This window comes from Acaryochloris sp. CCMEE 5410 (assembly GCF_000238775.2).
Taxonomy (GTDB): Bacteria; Cyanobacteriota; Cyanobacteriia; order Thermosynechococcales; family Thermosynechococcaceae; genus Acaryochloris.
Genome location: NZ_AFEJ02000002.1, coordinates 749,588 through 766,088 on the forward strand (window position 1 = coordinate 749,588; position 16,501 = coordinate 766,088).

The following is a 16,501-nucleotide window of genomic DNA, read 5'->3' on the forward strand; positions in this document are numbered from 1 at the left end:
TTCAGCTTTAATGTTGTATTTGGTTTGCGAGGGTCGGGGTGGCGCGGTCAGGAATTCGAACTTAGCACGAAAAAATAACGCAGTTAAGACAATCACTTCTCACTATTGGCAAAGTATTCGTCGTCAGTCGGGAAAAATCTTATGGACTCACTGTCGCAAGGATATATTTTTCTCGCTGCCTCCATTACTTTTACACCCAACTCGCCACTTTCTGTTTCCGAAGACAGCCTCCACTTATCCCGAGGAATCCCATAGTAGTTCTCAGTCTCATCAATTAGTTCTTTCAGACTGTAGAACAGATTATCACCTTCGACGTTGACTGGATCTAGGCTGTAGTATCTAATCAGCAAGACTAAAATGGCCCCATTAGAATCAGTCATAATCTCTACCCCTAACGCTTCTAAGTCTCGGTCATCTGAAGGGTCTGCTAAATGAGGTTGGGGTTTTACTGTGGAGAAAATATGCATGCTTAGCTCAATACCCAATGGGATGGCTGCTCCGATGTTAAGCTGAAGCCACACCAAATGGTAGGTGCGCTCATGGATACGCTAGCGAAACATTTAGATACAAAGCTTCGAGAGTGGCAGCCTGATATCGTTGACCAAGTAAGGCAGAGAATCACAGAAATTATTGATCTTGCAGATCAAGATGCCTTAGACATCCTCCGCTCCCGCACCATAGATCAAGAAGTCTTAGATTTACTCGATGAACCCTAAGCCTGGTGAAGTTTGGCTTGCTGATTTAGGATTAGCCGTAAAGACTCGTCCTATAGTTGTTACACGTTAAAAACGGTTGGGAGCTAGGGGTTGCTTACGATATTAGCTTCCACATACAAAAAAGTGTATCCCTTTGTCCGTCTTGCTTTTTGGATATCTCAGCTTTTATCCAATCTAGAAACTATTTCAAAAATCTCCCTGGTTTTGAGCGGGGTCAATAGAATTATCTGATTCGTTTTCTAGAATCAGTATCGGTTAAAGAAATGTCTCATCAGCGTAAGCAATACCCACAAGTACAAACCAGATTAGTGATGACTGAGTGGTCGAGTGTACAGGGCTGTTTTAAGTTAGCAGCGAAAAAATAATATCGACCCGATTAGCAAGCTTAGTCATCGCGGTTTTGAGGGATTGATAGTCGTTTAGCCGCAGGATATTAATCCCAATAGTTCTAAGCACTGACCAATTGAGCAGTGCTTGTTCATCTTCGAGTCGATAATCATCTTCGCCAAAAACAACATCCTTCGGCCAATGCAACCGATTTTCAATGCCCCAATGTTCTCGGACCAGAGATTGCCAATGCTGGGGTGAGGTGGCAGCTGAACTGATGTAATAGGCCGTATTGTGATACTCCTTTCCTTTGCGAGTGCCCCATCGTTGGACACAAAGCACAGAGCGAATTGCCTCCCATTCTTGTAGGGCTATGCCGACAGGCTCATAAACCTGTATACACCGATGTTCATCTCGTCCTCTACTTTGGGCGGAGTGGATGTGCTCAGCCATGGGTTTAAGACACTCAAAGTAAGTCTGGAGGTGGTCGTAAAGTCTTCCCTGATTGGATTTGACCGCCACAAGATAGTCGTTACCCGAGGCCACAATCTTCTCAAGTGTTTTTTTGGGCGTGTAAGGCATCCATGGTAATCAGCAAGCCATCGAGTTGAAGGGTTTCCAACAAAGCCTGGACGACTTTGATTTCGCTATTATCCTCCTGAGTGAGGGCTTCGAGCTTGAGGGTGATGCCTGCTTCCACCGCAAATAAACTCACCAACCCTACAAAACGCTGCTTCCCCTTGGCATCTGTCAGCCCCTGACGAATCCGTTTGCCATCAATGGAGGCTGCATAATTATCGGGAGAGTGAGTCTGGGCTTTCGAGAGCATCCATGCTTCAAATTGGTGGCTCAACGCTTGGAAGTCAAGCCCCTTCATCACTCGACGAAAGGTACAGTGAGACGGAACTTCGAGGCTCTCAAGCCCCAATAGCTCACTTAAAGGCTGGCGATAATCGCTCACAAAGGTTTCTAACGGACGGTACCCTTGATATCCAGCAAGCATGCCCATCACCATCAATAGCAACAGCAGCCATAACGGATGAATACGGCCATGGGCACTGCGGAAATCCGGGACTTGCTTCAAAGTATCGATTAGATGGCTCATCGGTCTCTCTACTGTTGGTCAGTAGAACCATCCTATTTTTTCTAGGAGGAACGTAAAACAACCCTGGTCGAGTGTATGCATATATTCGAAAGTGTCAGAGTAAAATATAAGCCATTATTCAGAAGGGATTAGACTTGCGAGTCAATATCATGCCAACTACCTAAATCTTCAAATTCTTGAACATCATCAAATTTCCCTGTAAATTTTGGCAGAGCTACTAAGCTATCAACCATTTGTATCAATTTTGCTTCAGCTTGAATTTCTGGAATACAAACACGGACATAGGGGCCTTCATTCAAGTTCCAGTCGTAAACGTATAGTCCCAGTTTTGCATAGTCATCCCAAACAGAAGAACTCCCCCAATTGGGAGAATCAATCGACTGAGATATTTCATCATGCTCAGAGAAAAATTTCATGACTGCGTGAGGGATATAACCTATACCTGCCGTTGAGAACAGTGCTATACACCTACTGGAATCGATAGCAAACCAATCAAACTCCCTTCCAACAAATTCGTAAATATCAGCCATATGCTCTGAATTTAACTACTCATTAGGCAGCAATTTTTGCGATGATCGATCGCGCCACCCATTTAACCTACTCAATTTCATAATCTACCAGTAGATCTGGATTGCTTTTTTTCAGATGCTGTGCAACTTTTGAAGATACTTGGGTATTTAAAACGGATAGGTATTTTAGGGATTTTAACTTCCCCAGAAGCATGATTCCGGAGTCATTTACTTGAGTGTCCTCAAGCCAAAGTTCTTCCAAAGAATGGAAAGTCGCTACCCTGTAAAGGGATTTGTTAGTGATGTTGCAACCATCAAAGTCAATGCATCGAATTTGATCTAATTGAGGCATAGCAACCACACCGGCATCAGATATGAAGGAGTTCTCAAGTCTGAGAAATACTGTATTCTTTGGTATTTTTTGAAGATCGTTGTCTGTGTAACGACTGCCATTGATAAAGCCCATTTTCGAATGCATCGTAAACACTAATAGATCGGAGTCTTTTCTCATACGACTTTGGGGCGTTCAGTATCAAGGAGTCAAAATTTACGCCTGACAATATGATAGGTATGATCATTTCAGGTGTTTGCTAATTAAGTTTGGTATTGAATTTCAATTGGTGATTAACATCATCTTCGGAAAGATTTAATACCATGTATCAGATAATATGCCTTATCTGTATAGGTTTGCGGCATATTGGCAGTTAACACTTCTCGCTATTCACAAACCTGAAGTAACCATCTCATAAAAAATAGTTTTATCAACAACATCAATAAATTGATCATTTGGGACGAGTGAAGAAACGATACTTAGATCAGGAAAGCTCTGAAGGGCAACTAGAATTATCTGGTTCGTTTTCCCGAATGAGTGTCGCAGGCCCACCAAACTTTTATTACTGCACATGGTTATGCATGGTCAATTTTGAGCCTATTTGCTTCATTCCCAAATTGCTAAGCATTTTTTGCTTTGCCAGAAGTTCTCCAATGTCATCTTCGATTTTATACAACACCTAATCGTTAGCGGGCTTAGTCTGACACTAATTGGATGCGAACATTGTCCCTGCCATGTACCTATATCGACCACATCTTCTCCTTCTAACGTGATCTCATGTCGCTTCAGATATTCCATGATTGCTGGTACTTGCAGATCAACCCCTGTCGTTGCTTCAGCATGAGGATTGCGTAGTACTTTAGCTAACGTTACTAATTCTCGTAAATCATGTTGATTATTTTCAAAATGTTCAACATAACTCTGGTAGTAAATTGTATCTAGAGCTGTATCTTGATCGACAAACTCACCATCTATCACATACCCAATCGCCCAATTCCCCTCACCATATTTTTTATCCCAATCGCGTTGTCGGGCCTCTCTCCTTTTTACCCCACCGGCTCGCCCAATCTTTCTATCAATGACCTTCCAAGTCATGTTCTATACCTGTTCCAACATTTCTATCTCTGCGCCATTCCACACTATCGATTAATTGATATTTCGTGGACAGTGTCGATCTAAGCCACCGTAATTCGTTTATTAAGATCGCAATTCACAGTCCAAACAATTTCTTTGGTAGATACTGACTTCGTCGTTAATATCCCAAATGCCCATTGCATAGGACCTGGGTGTTGCTAGCCGACACCTCAGTTTCGTTAGATAGGCTCCAAGTCGTTCGGAAACGCCGAAGATCTTTCTTCAGCGGTATCATCAGCAAGATTTCGAGTGTTCCAGCTTCGGTTTAGGTGAGCGTAGACGTGGGCTATCTGGATTTTGAAGTCAATCTCATCAATTTGACCCTGCTCTGCCATCTGGCTCATCAGCGACTCAATATGTTCCTTCGCATCATCCAGTTCGTAGAGCAAAAGAGCCCAGTTGATCGGGCTATCAGTGGCGTTAATCATAGTTAGTTGCCTATCATCTGGATTAACCAGGCCGGAACAGAAGACATTGACTTCAGACCACGCATTTTTGAGAACTCCTGTTCAACCCGTTGTCACACCGCATTTTCCGCTGGCGAGAAGTTCCAAGTATCGGGTAGTTTAGCATCGCAAAATTGGCAATAGTACCACGAGTCTTTCACGATATTACGTTCGTTGCATTTAGGACACCGCCGAAAGATAACAGTACTCGTGAATCGGCCGGGATGTTTGATGCCGATGCAGTTGAGTACGGATTCAACAAGCATCCATGATTCAGGTTCAGGACAAAATCCAGTGGATTGGTTTGAGATTTCGACGACCTCGCAGTTACGATCAATCGTGATTTCACCTGCCGCAAGAACAGGTCCACCAGCCGCGCATGCAACGTGTTCGGACCGGCGAGGTGCAACTCTTAGCGTTTGATCTACTCCAACGGTGAATGTTGCGATCGAACTTCCGTCCAGGGTGCGTTCGGTTGGATCAGCACTGAGCCACGTAGATAGGTCATCTACACTGTGTATTGGCTTACCAGACGGCTGAGTGCGGGCAGTATCGCGAATTTCGGGCGGGCCGACGTAGTGATATTCGCGATGTGGTTCCATTTCCGATTGTTGAGTTGGATAACTATGGTTATACGTCGAGTGTCAAAAATACCCTTCCAAAAGAAACTAGATGCTATACTCCGAACGAGTTGAAAGTTTACTTTTTAGATGAGCTTCAAATTCCTTGGTAGAGAGAGTTATAGCTCAATCTGAAATGTTAATCCCTCAGCCGTTGGCAGTATATATGTCGAATAATATGACTTAATTGGATAGATATATGGGACATGAGTAGTGAATACTTCTCTTTATTCGCACTCTTTACGTATAAATCTTATAGTCAAGGTAAATTTTCTGTAAAAGAATTGTAGGATTCTTCTGAAAAACGTTGCCTAAATCTGGAAGACACCTGGAGTAAAAGACTACGACTTCGCTCAACCAGGAGCTTTTAACTCCTCTGTTCAGGGTTGGGAGGGATTTTTGAAGACGCTAACTTATCGGCCCAACGGGTAGTCTCCGGTAGCCGATAGCGGGTGGTACAGCTCATCACATATTCAATGGCACAGTCCAAACTTATCCGATGCCCCAAAGAAATATACAGGGGCTTTGTTTTGGGGCGGGTGCGGAGGACTGCCCCAATCCGTTCATCCTTGTCGATTAAGGGCTGCCAATTCCCTCGGGTTTGATCTACAGGCTCGTGCTTTCCCACTAAACGTGATTTGGCTACACCAATCGCAGGTAGATCCACCAGCACACCTAAATGGCAGGCAATCCCAAAACGTCGGGGGTGGGCAAGCCCCTGACCATCACAAAGCAGCAAATCCGGGGTGGTTTGAATTTGGGCTAAGGCTGCTAAAACCGTTGGAATTTCTCGAAACGATAGCAAGCCTGGAATGTAGGGGAACGAAGTGGGTTGGCGAGCAATCGTCGTTTCGTGGAGTTTTAGCTCTGGCCAAGTCAGAACTGCGATCGCAGCGCGAGTCGTTTTACCTTGGTCTTCAAACCCGACATCCACTCCCGCGACAAAGCGCACCTCATTAAAGTCGTCAGTGGGGATGACCTGGGAACAAAGTTGTTTTTGAAGTTGAATAGCGTCTTGAGCCGTTTGGGGCCAATTCTCAATCTTAGGAACTCGCACTTACCACTTATGAAGCCAGTGGGTATCAATAAAGTCCATCACCATCAGGGCTCCGAGCATACCGCCCATGATTCCCAAAATGAAAAGTAAAGGGTTAGCAACGGCGATTAGACTGCCTAATGCGCACATAACCACTGTTAAGAAGAAAAGAATTATGACTAAAAGTAACGGTCTAAATAAATCCATATTAATTTCTTATGAGATATATATCAATTTGTAATGCGATGATTGTTATTGTACTGTATTCGTGCACCTGCCCAGTCTAATTTCTCCCGTAGGGTGCGATAGTACGAATAATTTTCCCGCAGTAATACAAACCTGGCCCGGTATTTAGCCATCCAGATATCCACTCGCTGTCCCGGCCAAATTGAAGTACACAGGACCCCATCCATCCATAGCTTGGTCGCCAGTTCCCGATCGGCAAGGGGCCAGACACTCACCCGAGAGCCAGGCGGCAACACAATAGGCCGACTGGATAAACTCAACGGGCAAATTGGCGTGATCGCCATAGCTTCCATGCCCGGATGCAAAATCGGTCCGCTAGCTGCAACGGTATAGCAGGTAGACCCTGTGGGTGTAGCGACTAATAATCCATCGCCTTGATACTGATCCACCACTTCGCCATCAATTTCCAGCTCCAGAATGGAAGTAATCATGCGATCAGCAGAAGCAGGCTTGATGCACATTTCATTGAGGGCGGTGTAAAACGGTTCTTCCTCCGGGGTATCCGTTGGATCAACATCACGGTCGGCAACTCGGGCCCGCAACATCATCCGCTGTTGAACAGCGTAGCGATCTTCAAAAATTCTTTGCCAAACCTGTTCTGTATCCATAAATAGATCGGCGGGTTCAGTCAGGAATCCTAAATGCCCCCCAATATTGACGGCCAGCATGGGAATGCCATCGGGAGCCAAATGTCGAGCAGCCGCCAGGGCAGTTCCATCTCCGCCCAGCACAATGGCGAGGTCAATGGGCTGGGTGGCAGAAGCCAGAAAAACTGGATAGGGATTATCTTTCGGACCACTGGGACCCATCAAGATATGGCAGCCCTGGGCTTCTAGCTGACGGGCACATTTCTCTGCCCATCGTTGGCTATGGGTATCCCCAGCTTTATAGACGATGATGACTTGCTGTAACTGCACCCGATTGGTCCCCTTTTCTGCTTTGCTCAGGCGTATGTAATCACCGTACCCTGTTCGCAGCGCTTTATGAGTGGGGGGTAGATTCTGATAGGTGAGAGGTTTCCACAGCAACTGATTCAGGTGCTATGGCTGTCGGTGCAATGTCCCATTGCATAAAGTTCAACTTAAATCCCCATAACCGAGGATGGGGACGGAAGATGCGGAAACAGCGTTTGACACCAGGAGGGAGATCGCGCCAGGACTGCACAGTAAATCCTTGCCGTTCATAAAAAGGCACCACCTGAGGTTTACAGGCAAGATACACATCTTTATCAGATTCCTGGATCAGGGTTTGGACGATTTGAGATCCCCACCCCTGATGACGGAATTGAGATTGGACAAAGACATAAGCCAACTCACTATGGCTGTTATAGGCATTGAGTAGTGCACAGCCGGCTAAGGTTCCCTCTTGCTCAATCACCTGAAATCGAGACCAGTTAAAGACAACCCCGAAAAATCGCATTATCAACTGACCCATCACTAGACTGGCGAGGTACAAGCCCAGCCCCGCTGTCGCCACATTCGCGATGGCCAAAATAAACTGCACATCGACCATCGTTGTCGATTGACGCCAGTAGATTTGTAACCACAATGCCAGCCCCACCAACCCTAAACGGAAAAAGGCAAAGCTAAAGAGTCGCACATCTAGCTCAATGCCTTCATCCCAGGTGAATTGCCAAAGCATTTGTTGGATGGCCCATTTATCTTGGGCTTGGGCGGGACGCAGCACATAAGGAGGAGACGTTGACATGGAGCTAGGAAAAGAGGAAGGGTCTGTTCCATTCATATCATTTGCCCGCCAGATTATCTGAGGTTCTTTGGCGGGTGGTGTTATGAAAAAGCTATGGCTAGGGAAATAGCTTAGAGCAAAGGACATGATTGGGGTCGAAGGCGGCTTTAGCCTGCTGCCACGCTCGCCAATGAGGTCCAAAGTGTTGAGACCAAAAGTCAGGGTTAGTCTCTCCCAACCATCCGGATAAATAGCGTTTGCCGCCTGCTTCTATCACTAACTGATGGGCTTGTTCTAGTGCCGTCAATGCTTGAGTCTTTAACGAAAGGGGAATGCCTGTCGGCAATACGGCAAATAGAAAGGCTTGTTCAGGTTTCATTAGAAAACGAGGGGTTGGTCGTTCAGCAACCCACAGCACGCGATGACCATCGCCAAAGCAGGGGGGCAAAATCTCTAGAATTTGAGGGATGATCTCTGTTGCCGTACTTACGGGCAATAGACAGTCAAACCAGGGATGCAGCTGTTGCCAGGCCCCGCTGGCCTGCATGGATTGAAACCGCAGATCATAGCGAGCGGCATAATCAGCCGTATCGTCATCTTCGATATAGAGGAGCTTGTGGTAATGCAAGCCTGCTAATACCTGTTCTTGCTGGGGTGGCGTTGCCGGATCAAACTCTACGCTGACATGTAGCCCCCACAACCACTGCACTAGAGGACGTCGACCTGTCGGCGTTTTCTGTAAGCCCTGCATATTTGCAGAGCAAAATCCTTCTAGGTAATCGATGCGATCGCACAACTGATGCTGGTCCCTGATCCAGGTTTCCAGATCTTCGTAGACCAAAAAATAGGTGCGTATCTGCGGCTTAATCGGTCGCGTGGCTAGGGTGGCCGATAGGATGACTGCACATCGTCCCTGCCCCCCCAGGACTGCAGCATAAAGATCTGGGTGTTTATCAGGAGAACACCAAAGTCGTTCTCCTGCACCCGTCACCACTTCTAGGGCGATTACATTTGCGATCGCAGGACCATACCGATGGCTATTAGCTCCAAATCCTCCCGCCGATAGCGTACCCCCTACGGTCAGATTGAGATTGAGCGGCATCATACAAGGTAGACATTGATGGGGCTTCAGCATCGCAACCAGTTGTCGCCAGGTCGCACCTGCACCACAGGTCACCTGCTGCGGCAACGCTTTAGAGTAGCGAATATCATCTAGTCGCGACGTATCTAAAGTCATACCCCTGGGACTGATGGACTGCCCATTTTGGCTACACCCTTTGCCCCTTAGAGTGATCGGCAACTGATATCGATTGGCCTTTTGCATCAAGGCCACAACATCTTCTCCCTGTCGAGGTTGAACGACTAACTGCGACTGCCCCTGAATAAGGTGACCAAAATCCGTACTTGCGGCCGCCAATACTGCGGCATCCCGATCGAATGGGATGCCCATTTCACTAACTTGATGAGCCAACGAAAATATTTTCTGGCTAACCATCTTGTCGCTCCTAAAAAGAGGTTGTGATATGCAAAAGTTTACTGAAAAATAATCAAAAAATTTAAAATATAGATTGAAGTAGAAAAAGATTTCTGATAGAATTATTGCAAGATAGAAAGATTTTTTATTAGTAAATACAGAATTCTAATTAGATTGACATCAAGATATGGCTAATGAATTGAATCATTAGATCTCATCGCTCTAATCCCATTTAAGAAAAAGAGATCTAGATCGAATTAAACGAAATTTTTTGGATGACTAGTAAATTTTGTCCTGCCGATAACAAGATCTAAGCCATATCTCGATATCTAATTTATGCGAGCCTTAGCCGACATTGATAATAGATGCTTGCTGTTGATACTTTCGGTGAGGCTGAATAATATTTTTCATCATGTACTCGACTGTATTCTGGTGAATCCAGCCTTTTTCAGCTAATAGATTACCAATTGGCTTATGGTCTGATTGTTGCTCTTGTAAGACTTCCTCAAGCTGAGCATGAGTCACTAAGTTCGCTTCCAATAGATAACAACCTAGAGGTTTGAGATTGGTATTGACCGGTCTCGACGGCGCTGAGGTGGGTTGGCGGTCAGTATAGAGATTGTTATGGTTGACCCCTTTGAGATAGTCAAGATATTCATGCTCTAGCGAGGCTTCAGGCTGAATGTTGGCTTGCTGGGCAAACGCCAATAGCTCATTCATTAAGTTCGTAAAGACGTCAAAGGTCTGATCGACTGCAACAATCGCAGCGTCACGTTCCTCTTCCGAAAGCTCGACCGCTTCAATGACTTGACGAGACTCCGTAGAGCAAAAGGTATGCCCCGTATCCACTTCTAAATGACCCGCCCCAAAATACTCATAGTCATTATTGGTCTCTTTAGACAGTTCGCGAGCGGGCACTGCAGAATTGGCTAACAAAATATTCCCAGTGGATTCTGTCGCCTCAATAATCGTGAACTTCCGCACGGGACTGGCTTTATAGGTCGCATTGTACAGATAGTATGCGGCTGCCCGGGCATTAACCGTTTGCTGATTCCAGAGAAACTCTAAGGATTGATTAAAGCTCAAGGTGGGATTAAACCTTAGCTTTTCCATATCACTCAGTAGCCATGGCCAATGATGATCATCTTCATAGGTATGGACATTGATAATCTTCTGGATTTCATCTGTCGTTGGCTCAACCCGAAAGACGTTGCGATTGAGTTCTCCAAAACTCATGGCAAACGGCGCAATGCAAGGTGCAAAGGCCAATCTTTGTCTCGGATCAATGGTTTGATCTTGAAGGAACTCAAACAACGGTAACTGAGCAAATTCTTTCTTCTTTTGATTAATGTAGGCCAGGACTTTTTTCATCTTGATCCCCTTATATAGGTGAAGTACTTGAATCCAATTTTTCCTCTGAAAAAATATTATTCTGCAACTAAAATGCTTGCAGAATAATGCAGAAACTCACACTAGTGTTAATGATTATTACAGACATTATTGATTTCGTGAAGTGATGAAAAATACATGAACAAGCTATTGATATTTGATAAAAAATGCTTATCATAGAGTTCCGTGAAATAATATTTATATTTTTTTAATAAATAAAAATTTCTCTCCCATAAGAGTTGTGTATATATGATTTTTTTAAGTAATAATTGTTTGTTTTACTCAACTCAAGGCGATTAGTATATTTTGCTCGGGGATATATTTTAAATACTATGGGTCAAAAGCTATAACAGACAGTAAATGGATGATTTTTATCCTAAATAGCCAGAAAAGCTGAATCTGTATTTACTTGCTTGGAAAAAATCGCCTTTAAAAAGGGAGAGCCAATCAGTCTCTCTACTGGCATAAAGACTGACTGGCCCGTCAATGGATCAAGCGCAATCGCTAGCTCAAGCTAAAGGGGCGCTCTAGCTGTAGGTTGAGGTCAGTTTGTGAATCAATCACAATCACTTCCTGTAGGGCTGGATCAATCACACCACCAATAGTGGCCCCAGAAGCGGCCCCGGCCAGAATTTTTTCGGCTGTAATGGTGCGATCACCAATAACGGCGGATAAGCCAGCCGCTGCTGCGGCTCCTAGGGCAGAGTCTCTCGCCACCGATTGCCATGGACGATTCCGATTGGTTTCAATCGCCGTTCCCACAGCGGCTCCAGTCAGTACTTTTTCCGCCGTGATGGTGCCATCACCAATGACAGTGGACAGTCCAGCTGCCGCGCCAGCCCCTAATACAGCATTGCGGGCTAGGGCTAATAAATTCGGATCGCGGGCACTCACGGTGCGGGTAATAATTTCAGACGAAGCTTCTAATGGGTAGGAGTTGCCATCAATCACGACCTCACGGGCTACAAATTGAGTGCCACCCCCTTGAGGCTGAAGTTCTCCCAGAATAGAGCTGCCTTTAGGAATAACTGTATTTCCCCGATTATCTTTGATATCTTCGGTGGCTTTGACGGTTAAAGGAGCTGTCTCTTGGGGAGAGACAATCACTTTCTTGGCGACATCGTAGACAACTGGAATATCGGTTCTGGCTTGTAGGCCTTCTGCTGGGGAACCAGCAATGTAGTTCCCAGAAATAAGAGAGGCTTGTTGAGGGTTTTTCAGGGCTTGGCAAAGGAAGGCAGCCACTTCAGCGCGAGTGGCTCGGCTGTTGGGATTCAGATAGCGGATATCAGGATAGTTGACAACAAGCTGGCGTTGGGTTGCGGATGCGATCGCACCTCGTGCATAATTTGGTATCGCACTGGCATCGGCATAGGTGTTGCCGAGGGTGGCATTAATGGATCCTGTGGGGGAGTACCCTAAGCCGTTATTGAGAGAAACCAACACCTGAGTTCGAGGAATTTGCTGAGCAGGCCGAAACTCACCACTGGGATATCCCGTCAGAAATCCTGTTTGGGAGGCGGTCCGAATCGCATTGGCTGCCCAAAAGTTAGACCGAACATCTGTAAAGGAACGAGCACTGCGGCTTCGATCTGCATTGGGAAACGCATTGACAACCATTGTTGCGTACTCGGCTCGAGTCACCGGAGCATTGGGGCGAAACTCTCCATTGGGATAGCCATTGATAATGTTGCGCTGGGCCAGGGACTGAATACAGCTTTGAGCCCAATGCCCTTGCGTATCTGAAAAGCGAGTTTGGGCAAGGACAGTGGATTGAACTAGGAAGGGACTAACCAGAGCGGTAGAGAGACCCAAACTCAAAAGCGCAGCCGTTGAAGATTTCCATTGGTGTGAGGGTGTCATCATGTAGGTCACCAAAAATGATTTTCAGTGATAAACGATGATTGTTTGATTATTTTGGTTCCAATTCAACTAAATGGAACTTTATAGGCATTATTGAGTCTTATGCTTAAAAATATAGTACTTATTTCCTATTTTTAGGAATATTTGGAACTTTATTCTGTATCAATAGTCTGATGGGTAACACTACATATGTGATCAGGCTTCGCAGTGGCTAAATATGGGAATGTCTCGCTTAAGTCATTTGCCCTGCCCTCAAGTAGGGCGATACTGAACATCCATTTAACGCTTTAGGGGATGGATTGGGAGGAGGGAGAGTACGCTTTACGAAAGCATGGATGTGCTCCCCTACCTGACTGGAGTGATGTGGGGATGGATGACTATGGAAAATGGTAAATGGTATCTCATCAATGTTGGATGAATCGGTTGCTCAAACCGCTTGATTTTTCTGTAACCAGTTCACAAGGTCTGCGGGTTCAGTAAAGTCGAGCAGCGCCTCACCAAGGGCTTCGAGTTGGTCGAGGGATAGAGCTTGGATGGACAATCTCGCCGCTGGGGGCACCTCACCGATGCGGCGAGCGAGTTGACGGAGGATCAGGGATTGTTCACCTTCCTGGCGACCTTCCTGGCGACCTTCCTGGCGACCTTCCTGGCGACCTTCCTGGCGACCTTCCTGGCAACCGGCTTCCCAACCTTCCTGGAGAAGTTCTTCCTTCCACTCTTGATAGATAACTGATTGCTGCATGATCTCTTTCCGCAGAACCTGATTAATGAAGTCTTTCTCCAATGTTAACCCAGCCAGAATCCCTGCTGACGCAGCCACATTGCTTTGAACTCGCGCATCTGGGACAGCATCAATATATCCAGCGACCTGTCGCAGGGTTTGGGCTTGGTCTGAAGTGTTGGTGAGGACAGCCAGTGGCAGTAAACCGATTGATTCCAAAAAAGGTTGAGTGGGCTGTTCCCAGAGGCGGATCGCCTCAAATTCATGACGAGTTCCCGGAATATCAAAGGCTGTCTGGTAAACATATTCGGAGTTAGAGGGGGTTAAATACACCACCACTTGCTTCATGTCTTTCTGGGGAAAGCGGCGGTAGACCCGCAGGCGGTAATCTGCGAGTCGAAAGGCCATGTTTGGATCTGGCTCGGTCTGAAACTCAATCTGTAAGACGATGTCATCTGATTGCAGCAAAATAAGCGAGTCGGCCCGAATCGGCTCTAGGGATAATTCCGTTGGACTAAGTTCTGTCAGGGAGATGGGTTCACCGAGTAGCCAGGAGGCGAAATCACTGGAAAAGCTTTCTGCAAGGAACTTACAGGTAGAATCAAACATGCTGGGATTATATCAGCCCCATGCAGGAGGAAGGCTTTTTGTCGTTTGATAGGGAATGGCTTCCAAACTCTCCTAGATCATGACTGTTCCTGGGAAGTGTGGGCATTGCTCACCTTTGATTCATTACCCAGTCGGTCCATATAACGCCATTTAAACCAGCACCCAACATAGCTCCTTCAATGGTGACTAGCCACGCTCGACACTCAAACCAATTCACATCAACCAAATCGGCACCTATGAACCACACGCGATCAAGAACCGCACCACTAAAGTTGGAGCCAGTCAATTTTGCGTTACTAAAATCCACGATTTCAAGAGTCGCACCGCTGAAGTTGGCTTCACTGCCATCGACCTCTCACAAATCAGTGGGAAGCATAGGGTTAGGAGTGTTCAAGTACCCGCTAAGATCACTGTCTCTCAAATCTACTTTCCTCAAGTTGGCTCCTCTTAGAATAATCCCTTGCAGTTCATGTCCACTCAAATCAGCGCCCTCAAGGTTGATACCACTGAAATCTCGCTCCCCAGCAGCATAACGCTCCAACAATTCCTCAGCAGTCATTACTACAACTCCCAAAACACAACCATTCCCACCTGGCTCCAATTCCTCCAGGACTTTAACCCATTCAAAATCAATGGAGAAGGGAGCTTAAGATGCCCAGGTTATACCTAGAATTCCTAGACGAACCTATTTTTTAACGCTGATGCCATGATAGAACTGGCTTGGGTTGCCAGGGATAGTGCCTTCAATGTCAGACTCAGAGCAGATTCAGATTCGAGTAAGTATGCCAGCAGATTATGCTGCGATCGCATCTATATACAATGAAGCGATCGCAACAGGCAGTATCACCTTCGATACTCGTCAATTCGAAGCGTCAGATATTCAAGCCTGGGTGAATAAATTTTGCGATCGCGAATGTCTGTTGGTCATTGAGCGTCAGCAGCAGGTTCTAGGCTGGGGCATTGTCAAACAATATAGCGATCGCCCAGGATATCGGGTCTGTTGCGAAACATCGATTTATCTGACCTTTGCGGAAAAGGGCCAGGGGTTAGGAAAAATGATGCAAACGGCTCTCCTGCAAAAGGTGGTTGAGCTAGGCTATCACCACGTAGTCGTAAAAATTGTCGCAACTAATGATGACAGCATTGCCTTCCACAAACGCTTTGGGTTTGAAATGGTCGGCGTGCAAAAAGAGGTTGGTCATGTTGCCGATCGCTGGCAAGATGTTGCAATCATGCAGCTTATTTTGCCCCAAGTTCCACCCCACTCATCTTGAACAGTAGGAGTTCTTGATTTGAGTTCTGTGAAAATGAAACAGCGAAAAGGTTGAGCCACCAAGCCTAGCAAATCCTATATTGTAGATTCTCAAATTTCATAAACTGGGCATTTTAAATAAAGAAGCCATTTCTAAAGAGTGAAGGGAGTTGTGAATGGGCAGACTAATAGGCTTAGGATTGTTGATCCTTGGCTTTTACTTTTTGGGGCAAAACATTTACTTCACAACCAATGTGCATCCCTACTGGTGGAGGGGAATTGCAGCAGATGCTTCCGTTCTCTTTCTGACAGGGGGAATCGTTTCTCTCTTTTTTCTACCTAGACGAGAAAAAATGTTCGGATGGATTCTGATGGGAATTGGTGTGCTACTGATTTTCTTTGGCAGTCACGCTGTTCTAAATCCCACAAGCTTATGGCAGTTCTGTGTCTCTTTTGGATGTTTTGTGGGAGGCTATCAGCTATTTAGCACGGGTCGATTGAATATTTAGGTAGGTCGCCAGTGAAGAACGAACAAGGATGGCTTTGGGGGGAGCGCGCCTTTCTTCATACCTGAGTGGACCATAAAGATGAATTAAAACAATGCCATGATCCATAATGTTACTTTCATCAAGAGAATCAGGAATTCATGGCGAAAATATTCCTATTGGCTGGTGCCGCTTTCGGTGGCCTTTCAGTGGCGGCTGGGGCTTTTGCCTCCCATGCTCTCAAAGCCCAACTTAGTGAAAAATCACAACAGATTTTTGAGACTGGCACTAAGTATCAGATGTATCATGCTCTCGCTCTGATCCTGGTATCACTGCTGTTGAGTCGGGCAGAAGGAGGAGAAGGGTTACTGACCCTGGCAGGCTATGCCTTTATTGCCGGTATCGTTCTATTTTCTGGCAGCCTCTATGGATTGAGCCTATCTGAGATCAAGTGGTTTGGTCCTATTACCCCATTAGGAGGTGTTGCCTTTTTAGTCGGGTGGGGATGCATTGCGATCGCAGCCTTAAAATCATCTCCTATCAGCTAGCGGG

The 16,501-nt window shown here is 45.9% G+C and carries 19 protein-coding genes and 1 pseudogene; 5 read left to right on the forward strand and 15 right to left on the reverse strand.

All coding sequences use genetic code 11. The annotated features are described in order from the left end of the window. Positions 1–92 precede the first annotated feature (92 nt). Positions 93–467, reverse strand: a complete 375-nt coding sequence (locus ON05_RS24265) for a hypothetical protein (RefSeq protein WP_050857416.1) — start codon at positions 465–467, stop codon at positions 93–95. A gap of 57 nt (positions 468–524) precedes the next feature. On the opposite strand from ON05_RS24265, the gene ON05_RS24270 reads away from it, so the two are divergent. Further along, positions 525–716, forward strand: coding sequence for a hypothetical protein (locus tag ON05_RS24270; RefSeq protein WP_010468553.1), 192 nt, complete (start codon positions 525–527; stop codon positions 714–716). 342 nt (positions 717–1,058) lie between these two features. Here the strand turns inward: ON05_RS24270 and ON05_RS24275 are convergent. The 14 genes and pseudogenes from ON05_RS24275 to ON05_RS38695 form a co-directional block, all read right to left on the reverse strand. Then, positions 1,059–2,148, reverse strand: a protein-coding gene (locus tag ON05_RS24275) for an ISAs1 family transposase (RefSeq protein WP_262561039.1) whose coding sequence is annotated in 2 segments (ribosomal slippage) — positions 1,059–1,607 and positions 1,609–2,148 — 1,089 coding nt in all. Because the reading frame shifts where the segments join, the coding sequence is not laid out codon by codon here. Positions 2,149–2,276: 128 nt separating this feature from the next. Continuing rightward, a complete protein-coding gene (locus ON05_RS24280; protein WP_139025618.1) occupies positions 2,277–2,678 on the reverse strand; it encodes a hypothetical protein in 402 nt (133 codons plus the stop codon). 67 nt (positions 2,679–2,745) lie between these two features. Beyond that, entirely contained in the window at positions 2,746–3,123 is a 378-nt protein-coding gene (locus ON05_RS24285) for a hypothetical protein (RefSeq protein ID WP_010469956.1), read from the reverse strand. 471 nt (positions 3,124–3,594) lie between these two features. Further along, on the reverse strand, positions 3,595–4,083 hold the full coding sequence (locus ON05_RS24290) for a hypothetical protein (RefSeq protein ID WP_010469954.1): 489 nt from the start codon (positions 4,081–4,083) through the stop codon (positions 3,595–3,597). 218 nt (positions 4,084–4,301) lie between these two features. Further along, positions 4,302–4,550, reverse strand: coding sequence for a hypothetical protein (locus tag ON05_RS24295; protein ID WP_010469952.1), 249 nt, complete (start codon positions 4,548–4,550; stop codon positions 4,302–4,304). A gap of 1,005 nt (positions 4,551–5,555) precedes the next feature. Further along, positions 5,556–6,245, reverse strand: a complete 690-nt coding sequence (gene nfi, locus ON05_RS24300; RefSeq protein WP_010469950.1) for a deoxyribonuclease V — start codon at positions 6,243–6,245, stop codon at positions 5,556–5,558. Between the two features lie 209 nt (positions 6,246–6,454). Further along, on the reverse strand, positions 6,455–7,387 hold the full coding sequence (locus ON05_RS24305) for an NAD(+) kinase (protein WP_010469945.1): 933 nt from the start codon (positions 7,385–7,387) through the stop codon (positions 6,455–6,457). A gap of 64 nt (positions 7,388–7,451) precedes the next feature. Then, on the reverse strand, positions 7,452–8,213 hold the full coding sequence (locus ON05_RS24310; protein ID WP_262562331.1) for a GNAT family N-acetyltransferase: 762 nt from the start codon (positions 8,211–8,213) through the stop codon (positions 7,452–7,454). 61 nt (positions 8,214–8,274) lie between these two features. Next, positions 8,275–9,651, reverse strand: coding sequence for an FAD-binding oxidoreductase (locus tag ON05_RS24315; protein WP_010469941.1), 1,377 nt, complete (start codon positions 9,649–9,651; stop codon positions 8,275–8,277). Positions 9,652–9,975: 324 nt separating this feature from the next. Beyond that, the gene (locus ON05_RS24320) at positions 9,976–11,001 is read right to left on the reverse strand and encodes a hypothetical protein (protein ID WP_010469938.1); all 1,026 of its coding nucleotides are present in this window, start codon (positions 10,999–11,001) and stop codon (positions 9,976–9,978) included. Positions 11,002–11,523: 522 nt separating this feature from the next. Then, positions 11,524–12,885, reverse strand: a complete 1,362-nt coding sequence (locus ON05_RS24325) for an S-layer homology domain-containing protein (RefSeq protein ID WP_029315019.1) — start codon at positions 12,883–12,885, stop codon at positions 11,524–11,526. Between the two features lie 424 nt (positions 12,886–13,309). Further along, on the reverse strand, positions 13,310–14,212 hold the full coding sequence (locus ON05_RS24330) for an Rpn family recombination-promoting nuclease/putative transposase (protein ID WP_010469933.1): 903 nt from the start codon (positions 14,210–14,212) through the stop codon (positions 13,310–13,312). A gap of 109 nt (positions 14,213–14,321) precedes the next feature. Beyond that, positions 14,322–14,537 (reverse strand): annotated as a pseudogene (locus ON05_RS38690) (pentapeptide repeat-containing protein); the annotation flags it as partial. Positions 14,538–14,567: 30 nt separating this feature from the next. Continuing rightward, positions 14,568–14,771 (reverse strand): pentapeptide repeat-containing protein, encoded by a 204-nt coding sequence (locus ON05_RS38695; protein ID WP_010469929.1) that lies wholly within the window; start codon positions 14,769–14,771, stop codon positions 14,568–14,570. Here ON05_RS38695 and ON05_RS24335 point away from each other — a divergent pair. The 4 genes from ON05_RS24335 to ON05_RS24350 all read left to right on the forward strand — a co-directional run bounded on the left by ON05_RS24335 (position 14,682) and on the right by ON05_RS24350 (position 16,497). After that, positions 14,682–14,882, forward strand: coding sequence for a hypothetical protein (locus ON05_RS24335; RefSeq protein ID WP_175307186.1), 201 nt, complete (start codon positions 14,682–14,684; stop codon positions 14,880–14,882). The two genes, ON05_RS38695 and ON05_RS24335, sit on opposite strands and share 90 nt — an antisense overlap. Before the next feature lie 76 nt (positions 14,883–14,958). Beyond that, the gene (locus tag ON05_RS24340) at positions 14,959–15,486 is read left to right on the forward strand and encodes a GNAT family N-acetyltransferase (protein WP_010469928.1); all 528 of its coding nucleotides are present in this window, start codon (positions 14,959–14,961) and stop codon (positions 15,484–15,486) included. Positions 15,487–15,640: 154 nt separating this feature from the next. Then, positions 15,641–15,973 carry a hypothetical protein gene (locus ON05_RS24345; RefSeq protein WP_010469925.1) on the forward strand — a complete coding sequence of 111 codons (333 nt, stop codon included), beginning with the start codon at positions 15,641–15,643 and terminating at the stop codon, positions 15,971–15,973. A gap of 137 nt (positions 15,974–16,110) precedes the next feature. Further along, complete coding sequence (locus tag ON05_RS24350; protein WP_010469923.1) at positions 16,111–16,497, forward strand: DUF423 domain-containing protein; 387 nt, start codon at positions 16,111–16,113, stop codon at positions 16,495–16,497. Positions 16,498–16,501: the final 4 nt, after the last annotated feature.